This is a genomic window from Pseudomonas sp. GW821-FHT12A04 (assembly GCF_058807755.1).
On sequence record NZ_JBXAQZ010000002.1, the window covers coordinates 258,773 to 284,913 of the forward strand.

The window sequence follows — 26,141 nt, forward strand, 5'->3', positions numbered from 1 at the left end:
GGCGCCTTGTGCGCCCTAAGGTTTTAAAAAAGTGGTCAATTCTAGCGCTTTAACATCGCGCGTATATCCGCCAATGCGTTGTTGCCTCGCACGGCTTTGACTTCGGTCGGTGTGTCGTCGTTGCCTTCCCAGGCCAGGTCGTCCGGCGGCAACTCATCGAGGAAGCGGCTCGGCGCGCAATCGATGATCTCGCCGTACTGCTTGCGCTTGGCGGCGAAGGTGAAGGCCAGGGTCTGGCGCGCACGGGTAATGCCCACGTAGGCCAGGCGACGTTCTTCTTCGATGGTGTCGGCTTCGATGCTGGAGCGGTGCGGGAGGATTTCCTCCTCCATGCCCATGATGAACACGTAGGGGAATTCCAGGCCCTTGGACGCATGCAAGGTCATCATCTGCACGCCTTCGGCGCCGTCTTCCTCTTCCTGCTGGCGCTCGAGCATGTCGCGCAGGACGAGTTTGCCGATGGCGTCCTCGACGGTCATCTCGCCTTCTTCGTCTTTTTCCAGGGTGTTCTTCAGCGCCTCGATCAGGAACCAGACGTTACCCATGCGGTAATCGGCAGCCTTGTCGCTGGAGCTGTTGGTGCGCAGCCAGTTCTCGTAGTCGATGTCCATGACCATGCTGCGCAGGGCCGAGATCGGGTCTTCGCCGGCGCACTGCTCGCGCACCCTGTCCATGAAGCGCTTGAAACGCGACAGGCGATCGGTGAAGCGGCTGTCGAGATGCTCGCCCAGGCCGATTTCGTCGGTGGCGGCGTACATCGAGATCTTGCGTTCGGTGGCGTAGTTGCCCAGCTTCTCCAGCGTGGTCGAGCCGATCTCGCGGCGCGGCACGTTGATCACCCGCAGGAAGGCGTTGTCGTCGTCCGGGTTCACGATCAGGCGGAAGTAGGCCATCAGGTCCTTTACTTCCTGGCGACCGAAAAAGCTGTTGCCGCCGGACAGGCGATACGGCACCTGGTGGTGCTGCAATTTCAGCTCGATCAGCTTGGCCTGGTAGTTGCCGCGATACAGGATCGCGAAATCGCTGTACGGGCGGTCGGTGCGCAAGTGCAGGCTGAGGATTTCCATGGCCACGCGCTCGGCCTCGGCGTCCTCGTTGCGGCAGCGAATCACGCGGATTTCGTCGCCGTGACCCATTTCACTCCACAGCTGCTTTTCGAATTCGTGCGGGTTGTTCGAGATCAGCACGTTGGCGCAGCGCAGGATGCGGCTGGTGGAGCGATAGTTCTGCTCCAGCATCACCACCTTCAAGGAGGGGTAGTCGTCCTTGAGCAGCATCAGGTTTTCCGGGCGCGCGCCGCGCCAGGCGTAGATCGACTGGTCGTCGTCGCCCACCACGGTGAACTGGTTGCGTTTGCCGATGAGCATTTTCACCAGCAAATATTGGCTGGCGTTGGTGTCCTGGTATTCGTCCACCAGCAGGTAGCGCACCTTGTTCTGCCATTTTTCCAGGATGTCGGCGTGTTCTTCGAACAGCTTCACCGGGAGCAGGATCAGGTCGTCGAAATCCACCGCGTTGAACGCCTTGAGCGTGCGCTGGTAGTGGGTGTAGACGATGGCAGCGGTCTGTTCCTTGGGGTTGCGCGCGTTTTCCAGGGCCTGGGCCGGCAGGATCAGGTCGTTTTTCCAGGCGCCGATCATGTTTTTGATCTCGTCGACGCCGTCGTCGCCCGAGTATTCCTTCTGCATGATGTCGGTCATCAGGGCCTTGACGTCGGTCTCGTCGAAGATCGAGAAGCCCGGTTTGTAGCCCAGCCGCACGTGTTCCTTGCGGATGATGTTCAGGCCCAGGTTGTGGAAGGTGCAGACCGTCAGGCCACGACCTTCGCCAGAGCGCAGCAGGGTGCCGACCCGTTCCTTCATCTCGCGGGCGGCCTTGTTGGTAAAGGTCATGGCGACGATGTACTGGGCGCGGATGCCGCAGTTCTGGATCAGGTGCGCGATTTTGCGCGTGATCACGCTGGTCTTGCCGGAGCCAGCACCGGCGAGCACCAAAAGAGGGCCGCCGACGTAGCTCACGGCTTCTTGCTGCCGGGGATTGAGTCGGGACATAGGTAAATTCAGGAGTCAGTCACGAAATGGGCCGGCATTTTAACAGGCTCAGCGAATTGTGCTGCTCTGTCCGACTTGTGACGTACCACGCTATCTGTAATTGCCGGTTTTGTTACTTTCACGCAGGATGCGCAACGAATTTGCGGCTAATGTTCGTATTTCCGGATACAAAGGTCTCGTTTTGCTCACCGATGTCATTGTCATTGGTCATCGGAACGGCATAATGCCCGTCGCCTACATCTTTGCAGAGTCTAGGGAGCTAGCTTGTCTACGCCTGTCGAACCCTTGCGTTTGCTGCTACTGGCCGAAGAGCCAGCGTGGGCAGCGTTGTTGCGCGAGTGTCTGGCTCCTATGGGGAGCTCGGTCGTGCTCATCAGCGCGCCGAGTTGGGAGTCGGTCAGCAGCCTGTTCGATGACAACCGCAGCGCGGTGTTATTGACCATCCCGCAACTTCAGCCGGCGCCGGGCCGTTGCAGCCTGCCGACGGTGTTGTTGCTCGACCATGAGCCGCTGATCCCGCCCGACGGTGTGAGTGACTGGTTGGTGCGCGATCATCTCGATCCCGGCATGTTGCGCCGTTGCCTACGCCATGTGCGCGAACGTGGCGTTCTGGAAAACACCCTTCAACGTCTGGCCGAGCAAGATCCACTGACCGGCATCGCTAACCGCCAGGGCTTCCAGACTCTGCTGACGGCGCGCCTGGCGGAAAACGACGGTCGCGGCTTGGCCCTCGGTCATCTCGACCTCGACAACTTTCGTTATGCCAACGACGCCCTCGGCCATCAGGCCGGTGATCGCCTGATCCTGCAGGTGGTGGCGCGGCTCAAGAGTCAGCTTGAGGCCGGCGATCAACTGGCGCGCCTGGGCAGTGATGAATTCGCTCTGCTGATCGACACCCGTCGTGCTCCCCAGCGTGCCGAGTGGATGGCCGAGCGCATCAGCGAAGTACTGGCCGAGCCTTATTGGGTCGATGGCGAAAGCCTGTTGATCGGTTCCAGCCTGGGCATTGCCTATGCCCGGGCCCAGGCCGGTGCGGATCCGCTGATGTGGCATGCGCACATCGCGATGCAGCAGGCCAAAAGCACCCAGGGCTGCACCTTTCACATTTTCAACGAGCGCATCAATCGCAATGCCCGCAGCATCGCCGACCTCGAAACCGAGCTGCGTCGGGCACTGCGCCGCGATGAGCTGGAGCTGCATTACCAGCCACGGCTGAACCTCGAAGACGGGCAGATCGTCGGCCTCGAAGCTTTGGTGCGTTGGCGGCATGCCGAGCGCGGCTTGCTTCCACCGAGTGAATTCGTGCCGCTGGCTGAGCAAAGCGGTCTGATTGTCCCGCTGGGCTACTGGGTGATTTCTCGGGCCTTGCGCGACATGCAGGCGCTGCTTGAGCTGGGTTTGCCACCGTTGCACATGGCGATCAACCTGTCGTTCCGGCAATTCCAGGACAGCCAGTTGCTGTCGACCCTGAGTCGCCTGATTGCCGAGCGCGGCGTCGAAGCGCAGTGGCTGGAGTTTGAACTGACCGAAACCGCCGTGATGCGCCGTAGCGAACTGGTCAAGCAGACCATGGACGCCCTCGGGCGCCTCGGTGTGCGCTTCTCCCTCGACGACTTCGGTACCGGGTTTTCATCCTTCGTGCACCTCAACAGCCTGCCGATCACCTTGCTGAAGATCGACAAGAGCTTTGTCGGCGGCATGGAGCAGCGTGAGGAAAACCGCAAACTGGTCCACGCGATGATCAACCTGGCGCACAACCTCAACCTCGAGGTGGTCGCAGAAGGCGTGGAAACGCCGGAGCAACTGGAGCTGCTGCGTGGGTTTGAATGCGATCAGGTACAGGGGTATTTGATCAGCAGGCCATTGCCGCTGGCCGAACTGGTGGAGTATCTGACGTTTGGCAGCAATCAGCAGCCGATGCTGGAAATCGTGGGCTGAGGTTGCCACAGAGCCCTGTAGGAGCGAGCTTGCTCGCGATAAACCTGAGAACGCCGCGGGGCACCTGCCAACCAGCGTTATCGTTGACGACCATCGCGAGCGAGCTTGCTCCTACAGGGGGCTCAGTCAGGCTGAGCAACCTCGAAACGCTGCACTAGCGTCGTGTCGCGCTTGATCATCCGCTTCATCTTCCACTCAAATCCCAGCGTCAGGCTCACCGCCGCACACGCCAGCCCCAGCGCCAGGCCCCACCAGACGCCCGTTGGCCCCCAGCCCAGGTGGAACGCCATCCACCACGCCGCCGGTGCGCCGATCAGCCAATAGCAACCCAGGCCGACCAGGAAAGTGGTCTTGGCATCCTTGAGTCCGCGGATGCAGCCCATGGCAATGGTTTGCGTGCCGTCGAACAGTTCGAACCATGCCGCCACCGCCAACAGGCTCACGGCAAGGTTGATGACATCGCGAAACGCCGGGTCGTTGTGGTCGAGAAACAAACCGACCAACTGGTTTGGCAATAGCCAGAAGACCATGGCGAAACACAGCATCGCCACCGCCCCGAAGGCAATACCGACCCTCCCGGCCAGCCGCGCATCCAGCAATTGCCCGGCGCCGTAGTGCTGGCCGATGCGCATGGTGATTGCATAAGAAATCCCTGCCGGGACCATGAACGCCACCGAAACGATTTGCAGGGCAATCTGATGAGCCCCCAGCTGTGTGCTGCCCATGGTGCCCATGCACAGCGCGGCGAAGGCAAACAGCCCGACTTCCACCGCGTAGGTACCGCCAATCGGCAGCCCCAGACGCCACAGCTCCTTCAGGTACTGGCGGTTCAGCCGCGAAAGGCCCTGGCGCAGCGGATAGGCCTCATAAGCCGGATGCCGACGAATGTGCCACGCCAGCGCAAGTGCCATCAGGTTGGCGACAATCGCCGTGACCAGCCCGATGCCCGTCAGCCCCAGTTTCGGCAGGCCGAACATGCCGGTAATCAGCGCATAGTTGAGCAGGAAGTTGGCGACCGTACCGCCAACACTGATGACCATCACTGGCGTTGCACGGCCAATGGCGCTGGTGAACCCGCGCAGGGCCATGAAGCTCAGGTAGCCGGGCAGGGCGAACGGCAGGAAGATCAAAAACTGCCCGGCTGCGTTGACGTTGCTTTCAGTCTGGCCGAACAGCAGCAGCACCGGTTTGAGGTTCCACAACAGCAAACCGGCGACCAGCGCCATCAGCCACGCCAGCCACAACCCGGCCTGGGTCAGTCGAGTGGCCCCGACAATATCGCCGGCACCCTGACGGATCGCCACCAAGGTGCCGACCGCTGCAATCACGCCGATGCAGAAAATCGACACGAACGAATAGGTCGCCGCACCGAGCCCGCCACCGGCCAGGGCCTCGGGACTCAGGCGCGCCATCATCAGAGTGTCGGTGAGGACCATCAGCATGTGCGCCAACTGCGAGGCAATCAACGGCCCGGCCAGCCGCAGGATGGCCCAGAGTTCAGTACGTGCTGGATGCTGCATGGTCATCACGCTCGATTATCAAAAGGGAACAGGAAAGCACCGATTCTCGGCGCTCTGCACGGTTTTCACAAAGGGATAAAAAGGATGGATGGCATGATTCAAACTCATGCTGGAGAGTTTCTGCTAGGGTAGGCGAACCCCGCAGTAGGAGCTTTCCCAATGTCCCGTCGTCTTCCTCCCTTGTATGCCCTGCGCGCATTCGAAGCGGCGGCGCGGCACAGTTCGTTTACCCGCGCGGCCGAAGAACTGTCGATTACCCAAAGTGCGGTCAGCCGGCATATTCGTACGCTCGAAGAGCACTTTGCCTGCCGCTTGTTTCATCGCAGTGGCCGCAACCTGCAACTGACCGAGTCGGCCCGTTTGCTGTTGCCGGGCATTCGCGAAGGCTTCACCGCCCTGGAGCGGGCCTGCAATACCTTGCGCGCCGAAGACGACATCCTGCGCATGAAAGCTCCGTCGACCCTGACCATGCGTTGGTTGCTGGCGCGCCTCAGCCGCTTCCGTCATCTGCAGCCGGGCAACGAAGTGCAATTGACCAGTGCGTGGATGGACGTCGATTCAGTGGATTTCAATGACGAACCGTTCGACTGCGCCGTCATCCTCAGCAATGGGCATTTTCCACCGGACTGGGAGGCGACTCTCCTGTTCCCCGAAGAGCTGATTCCGGTGGGCGCGCCGAATCTTCTGAAGGATCAACCATGGGACGTCGCGCGCCTGGCCAGTACCGAGCTGCTGCACCCGACACCGGACCGCCGTGACTGGCGCAACTGGCTGGAGCGCATGGGCCTGACCGATCAGGTCTCGCTCAAGGGCGGTCAGGTGTTCGACACGCTGGAACTGGGCATGATTGCAGCCGCCCGTGGCTACGGCGTGTCCATGGGCGATTTGCTGATGGTCGCGGAGGATGTCGCGCAGGGACGTCTGAGTTTGCCGTGGCCGACAGCCGTCGCCAGCGGTGAGAATTATTTCCTGGTCTGGCCGAAAACCCGCCCCGGAGGCGAGCGTTTGCGCCGCCTCAGCGATTTTCTTTTGGGTGAGGTTCGGGCCATGGAGCTACCGGCGGTCGAGCACTTGAGATGAATCATCGCAGGCAAGTCGGATCAGTCCCCAAGCTAATCGCACTTGGCATTGCTGGATACTTCCTTGCTCGCCTGTTTCAACAGGTTACCCAACTCAGCCGCATTGGTGCTGTTGTAAACCCGACCTCCGGTGTTTTCAGCGATACAGCGTGACGGGCCGCCAGCACCGATTTTCACCACGTTGACCCGCAGGCGCGGTTGTTCCCTGGCGATTTGACGGGATACCGCGCAAACGTCCTGCCCGCAACCGTCTTCACCGTCGACGAACATCACGATCACCGCATCGTTATTGCGCCCGTCGACGGTACTCGCCGCGTGGGCCAGGCTGTCGGCCAGCGGTGTGCCGTCGTCGGGAACCAGGCCTCGAATCCCGTTGATCAGCCGCGGGCGGTCGCCGAACTTGAACAAACCCTGGTCCGGTGTTCTTTCGCAGCCGGCGAAGGTGATCAGGCGTGTGTCGATCTTCGGGTCCAGCCCGTTGATCATGCCGGCCAGCGAGTCCTTGGCGACGTCCATGCGGCTGGGTTTGGCGGTAAGCCGCATGGTGCGGTTCGGGTCCAGGAGCTTGTTGATGTCAGGACCGAAGAACCAGTCCTCGTCGGATTTCACTGACTTGATGTTCAAATCCATCGAACCCGAGGTGTCGAGCACCACCACGAACTGCGGGACCTCTGACTTCGGCGCTGTTTTGCGGCATGCGAAGTTGTCCAGCGTCGGGGCGGGTGGCGGGGCAGCCACTACCGGTTTTGGTGGTGGAACCGGTTTGGGTGGCGGGGTCGGCTTGGGTTCCGGTGCCGGTGCCGGCTTTGGTGGCGGGACCGGCTTGGGTTCCGCTACCGGCTCTGGCGTGGGTTCTGGTGCCGGAACAGGTTTCGGTTCCGGTTCCACGACAGGCTCGGGGACAGGTTCAACCGGTTTCTCAACAGGCGTCACTACCGGTGCCACAGGCGCTACAGGCGGAACCACGACAACCGGCTCACGGTGCAGGAACCACCAGAGCCAGAGCGCCAGAAGCAGCAACAGCAGCGCGAGCAAGGCTGCCGCGATCCACCAGCCACGACGCGACGGCGGTAGGACGGGCACCACTGGCGGCACGATCGGTTTGGGCGGACGCTGGTTCCACCGCACCACCAAAGGCTCACCGTTGAGGCTGTAGAGTTTGTCCAGCTCAGGCGTACCGAGCAGGCTGCGCAGGTCATTCGCTTCCGTCGTTTGACCGCGTTTTTGCAGTTCATCCGCCAGCTGTCCGAGGGACGTCTGACGTACTTCATAGGTTTCCAGCAAACGTCGTTGCGCGTCCTCGTTGAGATCGGCATAAGGCGTGGGTTGGCCACCCAGTTCGGTCCACCATTCCAGCACGTCGCCGCTGCCCATCCGCGGGATAGCAAACAGACTGGCGACGGTCGGCGGAAAGTGTTTCTGGATGAGGGCGACTTTGGCTTGCAGCGCACTCATCCCCTCCGATGTGGCTTGCGCATCCCTGATGACCCGCTGCATGACGACGATTCCTGAAAAAGTGCAGGCATCCATCGGGACGCTTGCGGGGTGAAAAGTTACTCTTCGTAGCCGAGGCTGAATTGCAGCTGATTGACCTTCTTCTGCAACGTTTTCAGCTCTTGCTGCTTGGCCGCGAGTGTCGCGGGTGTTGATTTGGCCGTTGGCGCCGCTTGCGAAGCCTTGAGCTGCTTCTCGAGGTCGGCAATCTGCTTCTGCACCTGGGCCTCATTGCCACGCCGAGCCTTGAGCGAGGTCAGCAGTTGCGCCAGCGACTGATTCAGCGCCGCCTGGGATTTCTGCTGGCTGGCCAGATCGGTCTTGGTGCTGAGCTGCTGGGCCTGAATGTTCTCGTACACCTGACGGAACATTGCGTTTTGCTGTCGGGACTCGCTCAGTGCCGTTTCCTTCTGCTTGACCTGATCGCTGTAACCACCGGAGTAGTCGCAGTTCATCTTGGTCAGCATGCTGCTGTCGCGATTGGTTGCATCGCATTCGCCGGGTTGGGTCGCGCAACCGCTCAGGGCCAGGACGGCAGTGATGACCATTAGTTGTCGTAGCGTCATGTGCTTAACCCAGGGTGATTGCGGAGCGTTGGCTGTACAGAGCGTCGACTTCCTTCTGCAGGCTGACGACTTTCTGGTTCATTCTCTGAATGTTCATGTCCACCTGTCGGATCTCGGCGCTGGTGCCTTGCGAACGCTCGGCGTCTGCCACTTTTCTGTACTCGGTGACCTTGGTACGCATGTTGGCAAGGTCTTTGCGCAGGCGTGCGATGTCCGAGTCGATCCCGGCGATTTGCGCCTGAGCCCTGCTCTTGTCGACTTTCTTGTTGGCGATGTCCTTTTTGATCTGGGCAATTTGCGCATTGTCATCATTGATCACTTGCTGAGCGGTCGCAGTCCGGGCGATCACGTTCTGCGTGTCTTGTTCGACGTCGCTGTTCATCTTCGCCAAGCGGGTGGTGGTGTCGGCGTATTGGGCGCGACGTTGATCCAGGTAATAGTTCGCGCCCATGGCCACGCCACACGCGGTAATACCGGCGGCGATGACGCACACGGTTTTGTTGCTGCTGTTGGACAGCGCGCAAGCGAGGATGCCGACACCGGCGCCGACGGCGCAGGCCTGGTAACCGGACTTGCTGAAGAACTCTGCGTCATTGCCCTGGGTCAGGCGCGGGTCGGGACCTTCACTTTCGCCATCGCCGAGCATGGAACTGCCAGTGTTGGCGCAACCGGTCATTAGCAGGCTGCTGGCGACTACGAAAGCGATCTGTAGTTTGAAGCGAGTCCAAAGGCTGCGCGACATGGTGAAACTCCTACGTAACGGTGTTGACGCGTTGTTATTGAGTGACGGTTTTGCAGCTGGTCAGCCAGGCTTCAGTGTCGATTTTCTGCTTTTGCAGGAACGCCTTCTGATTGGCCCAGTGGGTGCGCAAGTAAGGTTTGAGGTCTTGCAGCTGTTTGTTGCGGGTGATGATTTCTTCCATCACCGGGACTTGCGATTCAAGCAGTGGCTGGCCGTACAAGGTAGCCGATTCCACCAGGCTGCTGGCGTAGTAGCGGCTGAGTTTGTGCAGGCGATCCTTTTGCTCGTTGAGCTTGCCTTTACGCATGTCGCAACTGGCATCTTTGTCTGCGCTTTCGCAGTTGAGCTTGTAGTTCTTTTGCAGGAAGTCGACGTACTGGCCGTCGTCGAGCATCTTGGTGCACAGGAACGCACCCAGGTTGAGGCTGGCGCGGATCGCCTGGTCGCGGGTTTCTTCCTGCTGCTGGTTGCTGGCGCGCAGCTGGTTCTCCAAGGCCTGGAGCTTTTCCTTGAGCGCTTTGTCTTCGACACCCGAGGCGAGGCTGTTCAGCGATTGTACGGTGCCTTTGTCGGCGGATTCGGTTTCCTTGCTGCCGGTGCCGAGTTTCTTCCAGCTGCTTTCGATGCTGGCGACCCGTTCGCGAGAGGTTAGGGTCGGGGAGACCAGCACCAGTCGCAGGCCGGTGGTCTTGTTTTTCACCTGGCCTTCGGCGTTGTAATACGGCTCTTCCTTACGCAATGCCGTACGCAGGTCGGCCTGGGCGGTCAGGTAGTTGCCGCCGCGGACGACATAGCCGCCGGCCTGACCGTGCTGGCGGTCGAGTTTGTTCAGGCGAAACGGCTCGAACATCATTTCGTCGACGTTACCGAGCATGTCATGCAGGCCCAGCGGGTTGGGCTTTTGCAGGCCGGTCAATTGCACTTTGCCGTTGGACGATTGCGCCCCGGCGAACCACTCGTAGGCGTTGATGCCTTCTGGCATCGGGTAGTGCGTGTCGCGGAATTCAGCAGCACCGACTTCCAGCCCGCCGCGCGCGGCGAACTCCCACTCGACCTCGGTCGGTAGGCGCAGGAAACCCTGGGCACCGTCTTCCTTGGGCAGCTTGCCGGCGGCGTTTTTGCGCAGCCACAGGTTGTACTTGTCGGCGGCGTCGATGGCTTGCACCCAGCTCACCGCCGTTTGCGGCAAGCGCATTTTGGTGGCAGCGGTGGGGCAGGTCGCTTCGGTCAGCGCGGCGTATTGCAACTGACTCATCTCGTACTTGGCCATCAGGTAGTAGCGGGACTTGTCGTTCCTGGCCCCGGTAAAACTGCCGGCGATAAAGGTCGGGCGGGTCTGCTCGACATAGCCGTATTCCGCGCCGTCCTGACCGATGTTGATCGGGTAGTCATCCAAGGGACCTGCGACCGGAATGAACACTTTGCGAAACACCATCGAACCTTCGCAGGGCATCGGCAGCACGACGTCGCCAGCCTCGGGCATCGGGTTGTAATACTTCTCTTCCCAGCCCGCCGCCGAGGCGTCGAGCAAGTAGCCGAGGCTCAGGGGTAACAGCAAGCCAAAACGTTTATAGCTCACGCAGACTCTCCGCAGGTTGGATGTTGATGGCTCTCAGCGCGCCGACCATGGCCACCAGGGCAGCGACCAGAAAGGTCAGGAGCAGGGCGGCAACGCCGTGCCAGACCGTGATGTGGCAAACGAAGGTACCGGTGGCCTGGCTGCTGCCGAGCAGGGAGTCGAACAAATGACTGCCCACGGTATAAAACCCCAGCCCGCCCACGTAGCCGGCCAAACTCAGCACCAGCGCTTGCAGGACCACGAAACCGCCGACGGACCTGCGCTTGAAGCCCAGCAGACGCAGGACCGCCAGGCTTTTGCGTTTACGATCGATGTTGGCCAGGAACGCGCCAACCATGGACGCCACGCAGCCGATCAGTGCCGCCATGGCGATCACACCGAAGATCAACCCCAGCACATGGTTGATGGCTTTGACGTTGTCGATGTCGGCCAGTCGGCTCGACGTTTCGATGTGTTGTTCGTTGAGCCAGTGTTCCAGCGGCGCGACCTGGTCGATGTCGCGCGCATACACGCGGGCGCGGGCATACAGCGGTTGTAGATTCCCCTGAGGCTTGCCGGTAGTAACGCCGAACTCACTGACCTGATAACCGTCGCGAAAGCGCTCCAGATCCAGTAACAGCGGCGGGGCGACGAACCCGGCCGCGCGACCGAAGCGGGCACCGTCGAGCACGGCCAGTACCGTCAGCGTCATCTCGCCGCGTTCATTGACACCTTCCAGGCGGCGCAAGGCCCGTAGCTGCACGCTGTCGCCGGCCTTGGCCTGCAAGCGTTGCGCTGCGCTGGCGCTGAGGATCACCTGATTGCCGACGGGGTTGAGGGACGCCAGATTCAGCTGTGGGTCGCCGGGCTCGGTGGCGATGATTTCCGCGCCTTCGACAAAGCGTTGCATGCCGATCAGCAGGTCCGCCTGGGTATTGAGCGAGCGGGTCTGGCCGAGGGCAAAGCCGGTCTCGGGGCGCAGGCGCAAACGCTCGATCCAGGCTGCGTCGTAGTTACCGTTGCTGAGCATCTTCACTTCAAGGTTGCGCGGGTCGCGCAGCAGTTCGTCCTGCAGCTGGCTGACCACCCCGTGTTTGAGCCCGAACAGCAACAACAACGGCGCGATCACCGCCACCAGGGAAGCGGCGATACACAGCGAGACCTTGCGGTCGTGCCAGAGGTCTTGCAGTGCCAGTGAGCCCAGCAGGCGCAAGCGATCAGTCCATCGGTTCAAACAGAGTCTCTCCCAGATGGTTGATAGCACCGAGTCGCGGCAACCCGAAATCCTTCAGCAGGGCCCAGTCATGGGATACAACGAGCGCACTCAGGCCCATGCTCGACACCAGGCTCAGGAGTAACTCAAACAATCGCCGGGCACTGTGAGGGTCGAGCGCGGCGGTCGGCTCGTCGGCCAACAGCAGCAGCGGTTCATGGGCAATTGCCCGAACGCAGGCGACGCGCTGGCGCTCGCCAATCGACAAGGCCTGGGGTTGTTTGTCCAACAAGCCTTGCAGGCGCAATACGTCAACGGCGTGGTCGATGTGATCGCTCTTCGCCTGCATCCCGAGCAAACGGCGCGGCAGGCTGATGTTGTCTCTCACGCTCAGGAACGGCAGCAAGCCGCCGCTCTGCAAAATGAATCCCAAGTGCCGTGAACGCACCGCTGCAAGCGCAGGCTGATCGTCAGTGGCCAGCAGTTGGGCGATATCCTGAGCGTGCGTCGGGCCCAGCCGGAAGCGCTCGAGTTCTACCGGTGCGAGCAACAGACCGATGGCTTCGAGTAACGTGCTTTTGCCGCTGCCGCTCTCACCCGTGACGGCGAGGATTTCTCCGGCGCCGATCCGCAGGTGCGGCAGTCGCACGTGATGAGCCTGTGCGCCTTCTCCACGGCGCACCAGCAGATTCTTGATTTCGAGCATCGGCGTCTCGTCAGGGCATCATTTCCAGCGGGACGGGGTAGACGTTGTCCCGCGCATCGCTGTCTTTGGCTAAGGCTACCCAACGGTCGACATCGGCGTTGTAACGCTGGTAATGCCGCAGTTTGGTGTTCAGCGTGCGGATGAATTTTTCTTGTGCCAGACCATCCCAGCTCTTCCAGGTCTCTTCATCCAGGTTCAGCACTTCACTCTGATAAGGCAGGTCTTCAAGGTATTCACCGAGCACGCCCATGTCCGCCAGTTTGGCATTGCTGTTCTGTTTGAGCTGATTGGGATCGGCGCCCATGGTCGCCGCCACCGAGCGCAGGCGATTGAACATGTCCGTTGGCGAAATCAGGCCCTCGTTGGCGGCATCGAGAATCTGCTTCATCACGTCGCTCAAGTCACTGAGCTGTGACTTGGTCAGCAGCACCCGCACGTCGGTGGTCGGAATGTTCTGCTTGATCAGGTCGCGGTCGGTGATCCATGCCTTGAACACTGGCGGGGCCTTGCTGTTGGTCCTCTCGCCGAGATAGGCGAGTTGCATGGCGTGGCCGATCAGCGCCGCGTCTTCGAGCATTTTTTTCTCGGCCGGGTCCTGCTTGGCGTTCGCCGCGCTGCCGATGGCGTCTTCGCCCATGTAGGCGGCTTTGACTTGTGTAGTGATCGCTGCGGCCAGTGTGTCGACCTTGCGCCCGAATTCTTGCACATCGCCTGCGTTTACCGGGTAGTACAGCGAAGTGTTGGTACCCGGGTAGGTCGACAGATTCCGGTATTGCGCCTCGGCCTTGGCATGGTCCTTGGCACCGGCCGGGGTTTTCAGGTGCAGCGTGTAAATCGCCACACCCGGGTTGGCGGCTTCGATACGTACCTGTGCAGCGCTCAAGCCGGTCTTCGACAGCTTGTCGTCGCCTTCGATGGCGCCCGCATCGGTGATCAGCACCACGTAGCGTGCGCCGAACTGGCTCCAGTCGACCTTGTCGATGCTCTCCATGACCCCGGCAAACGAGTCTTCATCGAAGCTGCTGCTCGACACGTTAGCCTGTTTGAGGTCTTTGATCCTGGCGAAAAAGTCGGCGCTGTCTTTCACCTTGGTAGGGTCGGCGTACATCTTGGTGGTGTATTCCAGCCCCGGTACTGCCTGGGTGTTGGAGCGGAAAGCCACCAGGCCGAACTTGACCTGCTTGCCGAGGTTCTGCGCTTCGATCTTCTGGTAAACCTTGCGGATCGCCTCGCGGGTGCGGTCGATATAGGGGTCCATCGAGATCGTCGAGTCGATGACAAATACCACGGCCGCGCTGAATTCCTTCAGCTGGTTGGCCTTTTTCTCTTCGGCTTCCTTGCTGCCGGCAGGGCTGTTTGCAGCCCCGCCCTTGGCGTTCTTGTCATCCGGCTTGCTGACGGAGGCCACATTGAGCAGGCGCGTGCGGAAACCGCTTTCGGTCATGACTTCTTCGCCACTGAGCACCGGCAGCAGGTAGAACTGCTTTTGCAGGTCGACGAAGTATTCAGGTTCTTCAGCCAGTACGCCCGGTGCTTGCAGGCCCTTTTTCAGCGTGGCCCGCAGCGGCGCGACTTTGCTGACCGGGTCCGGTGCATCGAGGATGCCTTCGACGGTGGCGCGGTCCTTGAAGAACAGCAGCCGGTCGCGGTTGGCCGGGTTAGTGAAGGCCAGCGTCAGCTGCATCTTCCAGTCGGTGGTGCAGCTGGCAGGCAGCCAGCCAATGGTTTTGCCATAACTGTCGGGACCGACTTTCAGCCATTCGGCATTGTTCGCTTGCGCACGTTCGTACACATAGAAGCGGCTGAAGACCGGTTGTGCTTCACCTTCGGCACCGCCCGCCGTCGAGCTGATTTTGCAGCCCGGTGTGGTCAGCACGCGTTGGAACAGGGTCTTTTTACCGGCCTGGATCAGCGGTTTGTCATCGGCCTGGGACAGTGGGCTGATGCACAGCGCGAGCAAGGCGGCACCGCTCAGCAGGAGTCGACTCATGGGTGAACGCATCACTTCTGCAACTCCTCGAAACGCTGCTTGGCTTCGGCATTGTTCGGGTCCTGGGTGAGGATGGTTTCATACCAGTAGGCGGCGGTGGCGTTGTCCGCAGCCGGGAAGCACTCGCTGGCCTTCAGGTATTTAGGGTCGTATTCACGGGCATAGGCGTTGGCGATCAGCACGTCACCAGCCTGGGCACGGTTGGCGTACAGGCGCTGGGCGACGCCGCAGTGTTTACTGGCCTTGGCCTGGTCGATGATCTCCAACAACCTGGCACTGTCGGGTGCCGCCTTGATGCAGGTCTGGACGAAGGTCAACTCGGGCAGGCTGTTCATACTGTCGAGGGTGCAGGCTTGAGCATTGGCGCCGGCAGGTGCGCTGGCAGTGGCTGCAACCGCAGGCGCTGGGGTGCGTTTGTAGAACCAGAATCCGGCGCCCGCCGCCAGCAACAACACCACAATCAACAGGCCGATCAGACCTTTGTTGCTTTTCTTCACCGGTGCGGGAGGCGGCGTATAGGCGCGCTCGGTGAGTACCGATTCCAACTCCACTTCTGGCTCGGCGGTGGACAGGGTCAGTTCAGGCAAATCCGGGATCTCCGGGATCTCCGGTGCCGGTGCGCTCGGCGCCGTCAGTTCGGCACCGCCGTAAGTCGAGCGTGTCTGGCCGCCGGCCGTGGACGGCAGCAAGCCGACGCCTGGCCGAACCACGCCTTTGTCGGCGTGGCCTTGGCTCTGTTCACGCAGTTCGATCTGGAATTGCGAGTTGGCGCCGCCTTCCAGCAGTGGGTCAACCACGTCCGGTCCGACCTGGGTTTCCAAAGCTTCGCCGTTGGCCGCGAGGTTGAAACGCGAGACCTTGAACCAGAATGGATTGTTGCTCCAGGCCTTGTGGTCCTGAAGGTAAAAACCGTCCTGGTTGCGCTGAATGGAAAACTCCAGCTGTTCCTCGTCACCCTGCCATTTCTTCACAGTGAGGCGAGCCTGGCCAGGCACATTGGGCTCTAACGCGAGCAGGTCGACACGAATTGGCATTGCTTATCTCGCTGCGAAGGCTGTGAGCACTTGGCCCAGCCGTTCGTTCTGTTCAGGGGTGATTTCACGTCCAGCACCATGGCCAGCATTGTCCTGCGTGATGTAGGCCAGGCCCGAAAGCCAGTCGCCTAGATACCGTTGCGCCTGATTCGCCGGTTGCGCCGGCAGTACAGGCACTTGTCCAGGGCCAATGTCGGTGTAGAACGAAAACAAGGGCTCCTTGGCACCGGCGCGGCTGTTCGGACGCTCGCTCACCGGTTTCTGGAGGTAGCCGAACCAGGACACGAAATCGCGCAGCACCCGCTGCACTTCCAGCACCTGGCGCTCAACCAGTTGATCGCGCCGCGCGCCACTTTGTGCGCGCTTGAGGACGGCGCGGCTCAATTGCCCCGGCAAATCCTGGCGATAGCCGGCGGTGATCAGTTCATCGACCACCGCTTCCAGCAAGGCCTTTTCCAGCCCCAGCAGGTTGAGCAGGCTTTGCCGGGTGGTCAGTTCACGCAAGTGCGCGATCCAGGCCTTGAACGCTGCTTTGGCGAAACGGTGCTCGTTGCTTTGCGGTTCGGGCGCCGGGGTGCCGGTTTTGCTGCTGACTGGCGCGTCGTGGCCCGGGTCGTCACTGAAATCGAAATTGAAACCGGTGTCATTGCCGTAGAGGCTCTGGCTCGGTGTCGGGGTGACCGGCTCGTCGTTCACGGCCGGCTCGTCATCGGTTTCGTACACGCCGCTGAGGTACAGGTCGCGCACCTCTTCGCTCGGTATGTCGAGTTGATCGATCAATTCGCCAAGTACCGCCGGGCGACGGCCCAAGCTCGTCAGAATCATTTGCGCTTTGGCTTTCTTGGCGGCTGCGGCGCCGTCGTCGTCAGCGTGGTACCAGGTGCTCAGACCGTGAGTGGTCAGGCCTTCGAGGCATTCGCTCAATTGCTCGCGGATACGCTGCAATTTAAATTCTATATTGGCCACGCCTTTGAAACTGCCGCTGAAGTGGCTGATGCCACCGTCATCGTTGCGCAGCATTTCTGTCCAGGCGTTGACCGGATTCTTGATGTGTTTGCACACCAGAGCGTTGCTGGCGAAGCTGGTGCCCAGCGCGCTGACACGTTCCTGATAAATGGCATTGAGGCCGGTTTCCGCACCGGTCGCGTCTTGCCCGATGAACGCCGCATCCATACGCGGCTTGCGCACCAGGTAGGTGTTCTGGAACGGTGTACCGGCCCAGTCGTTCATCCAGCTCAGGCTACCGAAACGCTCCAGCATGGTCAGCTTGACCATGCCGTTCCAGCTCTCGTCGTACTGATCGGGTGTCAGACTCAGGGAGTTGGTAATGCGCAGGTCGAGCATGGTCAGCGCCCAGATCAGGCCGGTATCGCGCTTGCTGCGAGCAGCCGGGTCGGCGCCCTGGGTTTTTTCGATCCAGCGGGTCAGCACCGGACCCACGTCGTTGACGTCGCTCTGCTTGGTCGAACTGGTGCAGACCACCAGTGCGTTCATTTCCTGGTTGTCGGTGTAGCGTTCGAACAGGTAGGCGACCTTGCCGCGCAGGATCAGCTGGGAAACGGAGTTGTCCTTGGTACTGGATTGCGGGTCGTTGGAATCGGCGATCTCGTGCAGTTTCTGGCGCCCGCGATAACCGGGGAAATCCAGCAGGTCGACCTGATTGACGATGTCATCCACCGGCGCTTCGATCAGGCGGAAGGTCATTTCGGCGGTCAGTGCCGCCAGTTGCGCGACCGCAATCGCCTGACTGTTTTGCAGGCGATCGCCAACCAGCGGTCGAACATCGATCGGTAAGTCCAGCGGGCTGCCGAAGCGTTCGAGGATGTCGACGTTCATGATGCTGTCGCGCTGGCTGTAGGTGTCGTTGTCGAAACTCACCAAGGCCTTCAACGGTGCGAACACGGTCTCGGGCAGCCCCAGCTTGTGCAGCGCGCCGGCCAGTTTCTGGTACACGCGTGTCAACTCGCTTTGCTCACCCCAGAGGATCGAAAACAGCTCGGCCCGTTCCTGGAAATTCAGGCGTGGCGCCAGCTGCAACGCTTTGGGCCAGAACAGGTGCTCAAGCTTCTTCACCGAGTTGCGAAAATTGTCGCGCAGGTAATCCCACAGCGACACTAGATCGTCGGCGTTGACGCCCGTTTGCAGCGGCCCGGTTTCGCGACCTTCGAACGGTTTGAGCACGCGCTGGATGCGCTCCTCGTCGATCTCGTAGGAAATCCGCTCAAGGTCGAAATCCTTGAACCAGGCGTTGGCGAGAATCTTCGCCAGCTCGATTTCCTTGAACAACGTAAGTTCTACCGGGAAGTCCTTGTCCTGACTTTCCGTCGCCCGACGGCTGAAGCGCGTTACCAGGCCGGTGGCTTCCTTGCCACCACCCACCGGGTTGATGTGCTTGATGAAGTCCAGGCGATGATCGCCGAACTCGGTTTCCAGCTTACCGTTCTGACCGGCGGCGAGGGCCGAAATCAGGTAGGACTTGCCGGCCTGGGACAAGCCGAAAAAGCCAATGGTCATCGGCGTGCAGGCCACGCGACCGAGGCTTTGAGCCAGGTTGCGGGCGCGGTGCAGGCGGATGTTCAGGTTGTCGGCTTCGCTGTCCAGGCGCGGCGCATTGCCGCGCGTCTGGTCAATCCAGTCCAGCGCCTGACCGGCGCCTTCATAAACAGCGGCCCAACTGGCAGAGAGCTGAGTTTGATCGGGGGTCAGGTCTTTCATTTGCGTTTCACACTTCCACTGTCGAGCCAGTACTTGGTCTCGCTCAGGCCGGCGTCGAGCATGGTGTTGAGTTCCAGCTCGAGGTCGCTGCGCGGGTTGAAGTTGACGTTGTTACTGTTGGATTCGATGTCGCGAACTGAGAGGCGGTCGCTGACCAGATCCTGCTTGCGCGTGTATTTGTCCGCCGGTTTGACCTCGAACCGCACCTTGAGCAGCGGGGCGCTGCCGTTTTCACCGGTTGCCCGGGAAAACTTCTCCCGACCCGCCTTGGTGAACCGCAAGGTATACAACGGCGAAGCAGCCCAGCGGTCAGCGGCCAACTGGCGAAAACCGAGGCGCAGGTCGCCGCGCATTTCCAGCTGCGGTGTGTCGGCGGCGTCGCCAACGCCAATTTCCGGTAGCTTGATTTTGTAGTCTTCGGACTGGATGTCGCGGTACAGCACGTCGGCATCCTTGATCACGTTGTTCAGATCGATGACGCCGATGTGCTTGACCGTTGAATACGGCTTGAGCGCCGATGCCCGGAAGTAGAAGTTCGGCACGCTGTGGTTGGCGCACAACAGGCAGAGCATGGCGCCGACCGAGGCGGTGCTTTTCGGGTCGTCGATCCGGCCGTTCTTGTGAAACGGATACCAGCCGCCGGTGCGGTAGTTTTGCAGCGCCAGAATACGCCCCGGTGGCAGCGGCAACAGCTTGCGAATGAACGCCTGGATGCCGGGCAGGCGCGAAGGGCGGCCGGTCAGCAGCAAGACATCACAGGGGTAATGCGCGACCACTTCACACAGCGCACCAAGGATCTTGGTGATGTTGATCTGGTCGTTGAGAAACGCGGCATGGAGCTTTTGCAGGTCGAAGCTGATCGGCGCGTCATACAGGTCGAAACCGCTCTGAGCGCCGACATCGCGACGCACGGCGACATTGACGTAGTCGAGCACGGTCTGGCTGATGGCATTGTCACCGAGCAATTGGCGGTAGCTTTGCGGGATGACTTCTTGCGGGACCTGCGGATCGTAATGCTCATACGCCTTGAGCAGCGCCAGGCCCAGCGGGGCGAACACCTGGAGGTTCAATTGTTGACGCAAGATCATGTCCTGGGCGCTGACCGATTCATCGCCACACAGCCGTGACATCAGTGAATTCGGGGCCTTTACGCCGGCGTTCTGCAAGGCTTTTTCGAAACTCGGCAGGATGAAGTCCTGGATCACGTCCAGCAGGATGTCGTCGCCGGCCACTTTGAAGCCATCGCGAAAACGCTGTTCCGGCACGATGTGCACGTTGCTGCCGCTGCCGGTATTGCCCGCACGGTCGAGGCGATAGTCGGTGATCACCAGGTCGGTGGTGCCACCGCCGATGTCGATGGTCGCGAGGGTGATGCGTTGGCGGTCGACTTTGTCCGGCCGGGCGATGGTGTCAAAAAACTCTTCCGGGTGACCGGCGAAGTTCTCGTTGACCTCAGTGTACAGGTACACCAACTGGCCGCAGGACGCTTCGTCCCATTCCACGCGGATACTCGGGATCGGCGTGCGCGGGCTGACGGCCTGATCCTGATGTGGATCTTCCTCGCCGGCATGCCAGCCGAGGCTTTTCCACACCAGGCCGATGGCTTGCAGCATGCGTTCGTTGAGGATGCTGCGCTCGGCCTGTGGCATGCCCGGTGGCACAGTCAGGGTAATGCTGTTGAGCTGGCGCGGCACGCGGGTGTGACCCTGGCGCGAACGCTGGGCCGGGCTGTTGATTTGCGACAGCGCCTGGGCCAGTACTTCGGCGAGCATGAAGGTCATTAGCGAGCTGCGTGAGTAACGCGGCATGAACACCGGCAGACGATCGTCTTCTTCGAGGCTGTAAAGCGCCTCGCCGGTTTCGTTGATCAGGTGCGAGAACGGCGCGGCGGTGGCGTACGGCTCATTGTCGGTCTTTATATACGAGCAGTTGAAACGCCAGCCGTGGCCATAGGCGTTTTCGTCCCACAGATAGCGTTTCGGGCTGGACAGGCCAGTGGAGCCTTCGGTGCCGCGACGACGACTGGCCAGACGACTGGCCTCATTGCCGACACGGGCAATCGTCGCCCATTGGAACGCGTCGTGGCGACCGCTCTTGACCGAGCAGTGGTCCTTGCCGAAGTACGCCTGGGAGAACTCCACGCGGCTTTCAAACGGCAGGTTATAGGTGTGTTCCGGGGTGATCAGGTCACGCAGTTCCAGCACATAATTCTGCTTCAGTCCGGAGCCGGCCTGACCGTGATTTTCGATCAGGATGCCGCAGGTGCGCGAGTTGCCGACGTCCAGCACCAGGTCCACCGGTATGGGTTTGACCAGGCCATTGCTGTCGTTGGCGACCACTTTCAGCTCGGGGATTTCAACTTTCGCCCGGGCCTTCGACTCCTGGGCGGCTGACGGTTTGCTCAACAGGCTGAGCAAGTTGAGGTAGTGCGCCAGGTGATGGTTGGCGCGAATATCGATGTCCAGCTCTGCGCGCGAACGGTGGGCATTGCCCTCATTGAACACTTCCAGCAACCACTCGTTGACCCACGGCTGCGCCAGGAACCAGCGGGTTTCGCTAGCCTTGGTCGCCAGTTTGAAAGACACGCCGGAGCTGATGTCTTCATCGTTCGGCGCCAGATAGGCAGTGCCGTCACGTTTGGGCATCACACGGCTGTCGAACGCCATCGTCAGGCGGTGGGTATTACCGTCGATGTCAGGAGTTGCCAATTTCACCAAACGCATGCGCGACCAGTTGGTCGGACCTTCGTCGAAGCGATGCGGCGGCATGAAGCGGAAAAACGGGATCGGCAGCCAGATACCGTCGAGCAAATCGAGGCTGCTTTTCATGTCGACGCTGAACGCAGGTTTGGCTTTTTCGACCTTTTCCGGTTCGGGTTCGTAGAAAAAGAAGTCTTTCTCTTCGTTGTACGCCAGGCGGCAGATCAGCCCGCTGATCATCGGTGCGAACTCGCCCGCCGGTTCCTTGCGGGGATCCAGGCGCAGGGCGAAATCCATGAACTGGATGCCGGTGTCGCTGACCAGTGTGACGGTGTCTTCGAATTGAGTGACTTCAGGCAACATGTCGGGTTATTCCGTTTTTATTCGGCCACTTGCCGCATGGACATGGGGAATTGTTCTTTTCCGTAACCACCGGTGCAGTCTGCGATCGTGGTCGCCCCTGGGCGGCAGCTGACCTTGGGCATGTCGTAAGTGCTGCCATCGCCGCAAACGGCCTGGCCCTGGCTGTCGATGGCCAGGCTGCCACCCTTCATAGTAGCGCTCACCGGCCCGCTGCATTTCGAGCCGTCGGCCTGATGTACGGTGACTTGGCCCTTACCGTCCTTGAGTTGGTACTCCAGACGTAGCGGTTTGCCGGTTCGGCGATCCTGAATCCCGGCGCCTGCGCTGTACTGTCCATCGAGAAACTTGGCGGCACCGTCGGCGGCGTCTGGCGGGATGCTCAGGGGCGGGCCGGGTTTGGCAGCGGCGGGTTTTTCTGCCTCGGGCGATGTGACATCCGGCGGCGCGGTTTTGTTTTCTGGTGGCTCAGTTTTGTTTTCGGGTGGCGCAGTTTTGTTTTCAGCTGCCGGGTCTATGGCCGGGTCTTTGGTCAAGTCGGCGGGTGCCATGTCAGCCTCGTTACCCTCGACGGCCGGCGTTTCCACACCATGCGTTCCAGTCACGGCGGTGCCGGTTCCAGTGGTCGAGCCTATAACGGTGCCTGTCACCGGAACGTTGTTGAGTGTCGTGACATTTCCGGTCAGTGGCGGCTCTTCCAGTTGTTTTTCTACTGGCACAACGCCGTCAGGCAGCAAATCTACCGCCACCAACGGAATCGGTACGCACCCTCGCAGGCCGAGCAACAGCCACAAAAGCAGCAGCAGGAGCGGCAGCAGCAACAGCCACCACCAACGACGCCACCACGGACGAGCAACCACCGGCACAACGGGCGGAACAACAGGCGCTTCGACCTCGGGTGGCAGCGTGAACGCGGGTGGTGCCTGATAGAGGCAGTGCAGGGGATCGCCATTGCCGGTGCCGGCATGCTCGAAACCCCAGAAAGTCAGCACCGGTTTGCCTTGCACCAGGTAGACGAAGTTTTCGTCCGGGAAATGAATCACGCGCTTGAGCAGCTTACCGAACACGGCTTTGTCGCCTTGCGGCTGTTCGGCGGAGTCCGTACCCAGGAAACGCTGGCTCAATTCTTCGAGCGCGGTCTTCAGCGCTTCAAGCTGGCGGCGGGCAGGGGCACGTTCTTCTTCGGTCGCGCTGCTCCACGGAATCACATCGCCGTCGAGAGCGCTGTACCAATCGATCTGGTTCCCGAGTTCATCGCTTTGAGGGATGGCCAGATGATCGACCAACTCGGGGTTCTTGCGGCGAATGGCTTCGCGCAATTGCAGGGCTGCTCGGTAGACCGGTTGACCTGTTTCGCCGAGGGCAGTGAATGACCCGCTCTTACCGCTGCGTAATAGTGCCCCGCGCATTCAAACTCCATACGATCCGTTGCGCAAAAATGACAGACAAATGTGTCTGTACTTGCTCCTGCATTTAGCGGGCGACATTAGTGTCATAATGATATCGCCGTCAATCTGCCGGAGGTTCAAACCTTATGAGACTAACGTAAGCGTGCGGAGGTTGCATAAGGTCAAATTTAATTAGCTTGGGAAGGCTCGGGCGTAAGCTTTTTTATGCTTGCTGAATCGTTTCATCAGCGCTATAAAAAATGCACAACTCCAAGAAAGGCTTTCCCCATGTCCCCGCTCAAACTCCTCGTTGTCCTTGGCGCGCTGTCCGCCTCCCACGCCATGGCCTGGGATTACGTCCTGCTCGACAGCGACAAGGCCGCGCAAAACTGGCAGATCACCAGCCAGCAACTCGGGGTGAAAACCGACAAACCCTTCTCCGTGACCCTGCGCACCTTGCACGGCGGTCGGCAGGAGGGCGTCAGCATCGTCGACATCGATAACGGCACGATGAAACTCTCGGTGGTGCCGACTCGCGGCATGAACGTCTTGCAGGCCTCGGTCGGCAATGTGCGCATGGGCTGGGATTCGCCGGTCAAGGAAGTGGTCAACCCGTCCTTCATCGAACTCAATGGTCGCGGTGGCTTGGGCTGGCTGGAAGGTTTCAATGAGCTGGTCACCCGCTGCGGCTACGAATGGGTCGGCCATCCCGGCATGGACAACGGTGAACTGCTGACCCTGCACGGCCGCGCCGCCAACATTCCGGCCAACAAAGTCACCCTGCACATCGATGAAAAACCGCCATACGCCATCAGCCTGCGTGGCGAGCTGAAAGAGCAGGCGTTCAAGAAAGTCGACTTCTCCGTGGCGACCGAATTGGTCACCGAACCCGGCAGCGTAACGTTCGCCCTCAACGACACCCTGACCAACAACGGTGACTATCCGAAGGAATACCAGGCGCTGTATCACAGCAACTTCAGCACGCCGTTCCTGGAACAGGGCGCCCGCTTCGCCGCGCCGGTGAAACAGGTCTCACCGTTCAACGACAAAGCCAAAGGCGATCTGCCCGACTGGCAAACCTACCGCGCACCGACCAAGGACTACGACGAGACGGTTTATAACGTGGTGCCGTATGCCGATGCCAAGGGCGATACGTTGACCGTGTTACATAACAAGGCCGGCAGCCTGGGGGTTTCGGTCGGCTTCAATACTCAAACACTGCCTGTGTTCTCCCTGTGGAAAAACACCGATACCCAGGGGCAGGGCTATGTCACGGGGCTGGAACCGGGGACGAGTTTTTCCTACAACCGCCGGTATCAGCGCCCATTGAACCTGGTGCCGACGATTGGGCCGAAGGAACACAAGCAGTTCCGCATCAGCTACAGCTTGTTGGCGGATAAGGCGGCTGTGGATAAGGCATTGAAACAGGTGAGCGAGATTCAGGGTGGGCGGGAGACTGAGGTGCGGCAGACGCCGTTGGTTGACCTCAACAAGGGGTGATGCTGACTAGAGTGTTGTCGGCCGATATTGCAGCGCCTCGGCCAAGTGTTCACGGGTGATGCCATCGACTTGCTCAAGGTCCGCCAAGGTGCGAGCAACCTTGAGCAGTCGATGGGCCGCTCGCAGCGACAAGGTCAGCCGTTCACACGCCGTTTCCAGCCAGGTTTCGTCAACTGTGGATAACTTGCAGTGTCTGCGCAGGCCCGGCAAATCGAGGAATGCATTGGCACAGCCTTGGCGCTTTTGTTGCCGTTCTCGTGCATCGGCAACCAACTCGGCGGCGGTGGCAGTATCGTCGCCGGGTTTCAACGCAGGATTCAGCGCCGTGGCTTCGCGAGCAACCGTAAGGTGCAGATCGATACGATCCAGCAGCGGCCCCGACAATTTGTTGCGATAGCGCTGAACCATGTCCGGCGTACAGGAGCAACGGCCGCTCGGCTCGCCAAGATATCCACAGGGGCAGGGATTCATCGCTGCGACCAGTTGAAAGCGCGCCGGGAAGCGTACGCGGTCCTTGGCACGGGAGATCACGATGTGGCCGGATTCCAGTGGCTCCCGGAGCACCTCCAAAACCTTGCGATCAAACTCCGGTAGTTCGTCCAGAAACAGGACGCCGTGGTGGGCGAGGGTGATTTCACCGGGCTGCGGTTTCGAGCCGCCCCCCACCAGCGCGGGGCCGGACGCCGAGTGATGCGGTTGGCGAAACGGCCGCTGCGGCCAATGGCTCAACGGCGAGCAACTGACGACCGACTGAATCGCCGCCACTTCCAACGCTTCATTTTCGGCCAGGGGCGGCAGCAATCCCGGCAAGCGGCTCGCCAACAGGGTTTTTCCCGTTCCCGGCGGACCGCTGAACAGCAGGTTGTGAGCACCAGCGGCAGCGATCAGTAGCGCACGCTTGGCCGCGAGTTGCCCCTGCACTTCATTCAAGTCGGGGTAGGGTTTGCTGGCGTAGAGCAGGCCATTGGAGACATAAGGCTCAATCGGTGTATGCCCATTGAAATGCGCAACGGCCTCAAGCAGATGATCCACCGCAATTACTTTCAGTCCCGAGGCCAGGCACGCTTCCTCGGCGTTCGCTCGCGGCACCATCAACCAGCGCCCGGCCTTGCGCGCTGCCAGCGCCGCTGGCAAGACCCCACGAACCGCCCGCACGGCACCTGATAACGCCAACTCCCCAAGGCATTCCGCATCATCGAGCGTCAACGTAGGCACCTGCACACTGGCCGAGAGAATCCCCAGGGCAATCGCCAGATCGAACCGCCCTCCATCCTTGGGTAAATCCGCCGGCGCCAGATTCAACGTGATCCGCCGCGCCGGAAACTGCAGCCCCGAATTGATGATCGCGCTACGCACCCGGTCCTTGCTTTCCTTAACCGCCGCCTCGGGCAGACCGACCATGGTCAGCGACGGCAAACCATTGGCCAGGTGGACTTCAACGGTGACAGCGGGCGCATCCACGCCAATCTGGGCGCGGCTGTGGACGATGGAGAGGGACATGGTCGTTCCTTGAGATGACGGGAGCCGCTTCCTGCGGGTTTTTGAAGGGTAGTCGTGGAGTCCGGTCGGAGAGGAGGGAAACTTTCGC

17 protein-coding genes are annotated in these 26,141 nt (G+C 60.7%); 3 read left to right on the forward strand and 14 right to left on the reverse strand.

Features of this window, described 5'->3' with window-relative positions:
- Nucleotides 1-41: 41 nt before the first annotated feature.
- A complete protein-coding gene (gene rep / locus AC1RS8_RS03990; protein WP_489339452.1) occupies nt 42-2,051 on the reverse strand; it encodes a DNA helicase Rep in 2,010 nt (669 codons plus the stop codon).
- Nucleotides 2,052-2,315: 264 nt separating this feature from the next.
- Here rep and AC1RS8_RS03995 point away from each other — a divergent pair, with 264 nt between their 5' ends.
- Nucleotides 2,316-3,989 (forward strand): putative bifunctional diguanylate cyclase/phosphodiesterase, encoded by a 1,674-nt coding sequence (locus AC1RS8_RS03995; protein ID WP_489339451.1) that lies wholly within the window; start codon nt 2,316-2,318, stop codon nt 3,987-3,989.
- Between the two features lie 122 nt (nt 3,990-4,111).
- Here AC1RS8_RS03995 and AC1RS8_RS04000 read toward each other — a convergent pair whose 3' ends face one another.
- Entirely contained in the window at nt 4,112-5,509 is a 1,398-nt protein-coding gene (locus AC1RS8_RS04000) for a NorM family multidrug efflux MATE transporter (protein ID WP_489339450.1), read from the reverse strand.
- A 159-nt stretch (nt 5,510-5,668) separates the two neighbouring features.
- Between AC1RS8_RS04000 and AC1RS8_RS04005 the strand changes: the two genes are divergently transcribed.
- Nucleotides 5,669-6,589, forward strand: a complete 921-nt coding sequence (locus tag AC1RS8_RS04005; RefSeq protein WP_057712762.1) for a LysR substrate-binding domain-containing protein — start codon at nt 5,669-5,671, stop codon at nt 6,587-6,589.
- Between the two features lie 32 nt (nt 6,590-6,621).
- On the opposite strand, the gene AC1RS8_RS04010 is transcribed toward AC1RS8_RS04005, so the two are convergent.
- Genes AC1RS8_RS04010 through AC1RS8_RS04060 form a run of 11 tightly spaced genes read right to left on the reverse strand, consistent with a single transcriptional unit; the run spans nt 6,622 to nt 23,074 of the window.
- Nucleotides 6,622-8,085: a vWA domain-containing protein gene (locus tag AC1RS8_RS04010; protein ID WP_218494629.1), complete on the reverse strand. Its 1,464-nt coding sequence runs from the start codon at nt 8,083-8,085 to the stop codon at nt 6,622-6,624.
- A gap of 56 nt (nt 8,086-8,141) precedes the next feature.
- Nucleotides 8,142-8,648: a hypothetical protein gene (locus AC1RS8_RS04015; RefSeq protein WP_489339449.1), complete on the reverse strand. Its 507-nt coding sequence runs from the start codon at nt 8,646-8,648 to the stop codon at nt 8,142-8,144.
- Between the two features lie 4 nt (nt 8,649-8,652).
- Nucleotides 8,653-9,390, reverse strand: a complete 738-nt coding sequence (locus tag AC1RS8_RS04020) for a hypothetical protein (RefSeq protein ID WP_489339448.1) — start codon at nt 9,388-9,390, stop codon at nt 8,653-8,655.
- A 34-nt stretch (nt 9,391-9,424) separates the two neighbouring features.
- The gene (locus AC1RS8_RS04025; RefSeq protein WP_057712766.1) at nt 9,425-10,969 is read right to left on the reverse strand and encodes an SUMF1/EgtB/PvdO family nonheme iron enzyme; all 1,545 of its coding nucleotides are present in this window, start codon (nt 10,967-10,969) and stop codon (nt 9,425-9,427) included.
- Nucleotides 10,959-12,182, reverse strand: a complete 1,224-nt coding sequence (locus tag AC1RS8_RS04030) for an ABC transporter permease (protein WP_489339447.1) — start codon at nt 12,180-12,182, stop codon at nt 10,959-10,961. Before AC1RS8_RS04030 ends, AC1RS8_RS04025 begins: the two co-directional genes overlap by 11 nt.
- Entirely contained in the window at nt 12,166-12,867 is a 702-nt protein-coding gene (locus tag AC1RS8_RS04035) for an ABC transporter ATP-binding protein (RefSeq protein WP_057712768.1), read from the reverse strand. The genes AC1RS8_RS04030 and AC1RS8_RS04035 overlap by 17 nt, the downstream gene beginning before the upstream one ends.
- Nucleotides 12,868-12,877: 10 nt before the next feature.
- Nucleotides 12,878-14,857 (reverse strand): vWA domain-containing protein, encoded by a 1,980-nt coding sequence (locus tag AC1RS8_RS04040; RefSeq protein ID WP_057716539.1) that lies wholly within the window; start codon nt 14,855-14,857, stop codon nt 12,878-12,880.
- An 11-nt stretch (nt 14,858-14,868) separates the two neighbouring features.
- The gene (locus AC1RS8_RS04045; protein ID WP_154909803.1) at nt 14,869-15,891 is read right to left on the reverse strand and encodes a hypothetical protein; all 1,023 of its coding nucleotides are present in this window, start codon (nt 15,889-15,891) and stop codon (nt 14,869-14,871) included.
- Between the two features lie 3 nt (nt 15,892-15,894).
- On the reverse strand, nt 15,895-18,606 hold the full coding sequence (locus AC1RS8_RS04050) for a putative virulence factor (protein WP_493162439.1): 2,712 nt from the start codon (nt 18,604-18,606) through the stop codon (nt 15,895-15,897).
- On the reverse strand, nt 18,603-21,668 hold the full coding sequence (locus AC1RS8_RS04055; RefSeq protein WP_102669372.1) for a virulence factor SrfB: 3,066 nt from the start codon (nt 21,666-21,668) through the stop codon (nt 18,603-18,605). Before AC1RS8_RS04055 ends, AC1RS8_RS04050 begins: the two co-directional genes overlap by 4 nt.
- Before the next feature lie 17 nt (nt 21,669-21,685).
- A complete protein-coding gene (locus tag AC1RS8_RS04060; RefSeq protein WP_489339445.1) occupies nt 21,686-23,074 on the reverse strand; it encodes an SrfA family protein in 1,389 nt (462 codons plus the stop codon).
- A gap of 267 nt (nt 23,075-23,341) precedes the next feature.
- On the opposite strand from AC1RS8_RS04060, the gene AC1RS8_RS04065 reads away from it, so the two are divergent.
- On the forward strand, nt 23,342-24,553 hold the full coding sequence (locus AC1RS8_RS04065) for an aldose 1-epimerase family protein (protein WP_489339444.1): 1,212 nt from the start codon (nt 23,342-23,344) through the stop codon (nt 24,551-24,553).
- A gap of 6 nt (nt 24,554-24,559) precedes the next feature.
- Here the strand turns inward: AC1RS8_RS04065 and AC1RS8_RS04070 are convergent, their stop codons facing one another.
- A complete protein-coding gene (locus AC1RS8_RS04070) occupies nt 24,560-26,053 on the reverse strand; it encodes a YifB family Mg chelatase-like AAA ATPase (protein WP_057712774.1) in 1,494 nt (497 codons plus the stop codon).
- Nucleotides 26,054-26,141 lie beyond the last annotated feature (88 nt).

Bases quoted from the DNA above. Each gene is read 5' to 3' on its own strand.
- rep (WP_489339452.1), bottom strand. From the start codon at position 2,051: ATGTCCCGACTCAATCCCCGGCAGCAAGAAGCCGTGAGCTACGTCGGC.
- AC1RS8_RS04000 (WP_489339450.1), bottom strand. From the start codon at position 5,509: ATGCAGCATCCAGCACGTACTGAACTCTGGGCCATCCTGCGGCTGGCC.
- AC1RS8_RS04005 (WP_057712762.1), top strand. From the start codon at position 5,669: ATGTCCCGTCGTCTTCCTCCCTTGTATGCCCTGCGCGCATTCGAAGCG.
- AC1RS8_RS04010 (WP_218494629.1), bottom strand. From the start codon at position 8,085: ATGCAGCGGGTCATCAGGGATGCGCAAGCCACATCGGAGGGGATGAGT.
- AC1RS8_RS04015 (WP_489339449.1), bottom strand. From the start codon at position 8,648: ATGACGCTACGACAACTAATGGTCATCACTGCCGTCCTGGCCCTGAGC.
- AC1RS8_RS04020 (WP_489339448.1), bottom strand. From the start codon at position 9,390: ATGTCGCGCAGCCTTTGGACTCGCTTCAAACTACAGATCGCTTTCGTA.
- AC1RS8_RS04035 (WP_057712768.1), bottom strand. From the start codon at position 12,867: ATGCTCGAAATCAAGAATCTGCTGGTGCGCCGTGGAGAAGGCGCACAG.
- AC1RS8_RS04040 (WP_057716539.1), bottom strand. From the start codon at position 14,857: ATGAGTCGACTCCTGCTGAGCGGTGCCGCCTTGCTCGCGCTGTGCATC.
- AC1RS8_RS04045 (WP_154909803.1), bottom strand. From the start codon at position 15,891: ATGCCAATTCGTGTCGACCTGCTCGCGTTAGAGCCCAATGTGCCTGGC.
- AC1RS8_RS04050 (WP_493162439.1), bottom strand. From the start codon at position 18,606: ATGAAAGACCTGACCCCCGATCAAACTCAGCTCTCTGCCAGTTGGGCC.
- AC1RS8_RS04055 (WP_102669372.1), bottom strand. From the start codon at position 21,668: ATGTTGCCTGAAGTCACTCAATTCGAAGACACCGTCACACTGGTCAGC.
- AC1RS8_RS04060 (WP_489339445.1), bottom strand. From the start codon at position 23,074: ATGCGCGGGGCACTATTACGCAGCGGTAAGAGCGGGTCATTCACTGCC.
- AC1RS8_RS04065 (WP_489339444.1), top strand. From the start codon at position 23,342: ATGTCCCCGCTCAAACTCCTCGTTGTCCTTGGCGCGCTGTCCGCCTCC.
- AC1RS8_RS04070 (WP_057712774.1), bottom strand. From the start codon at position 26,053: ATGTCCCTCTCCATCGTCCACAGCCGCGCCCAGATTGGCGTGGATGCG.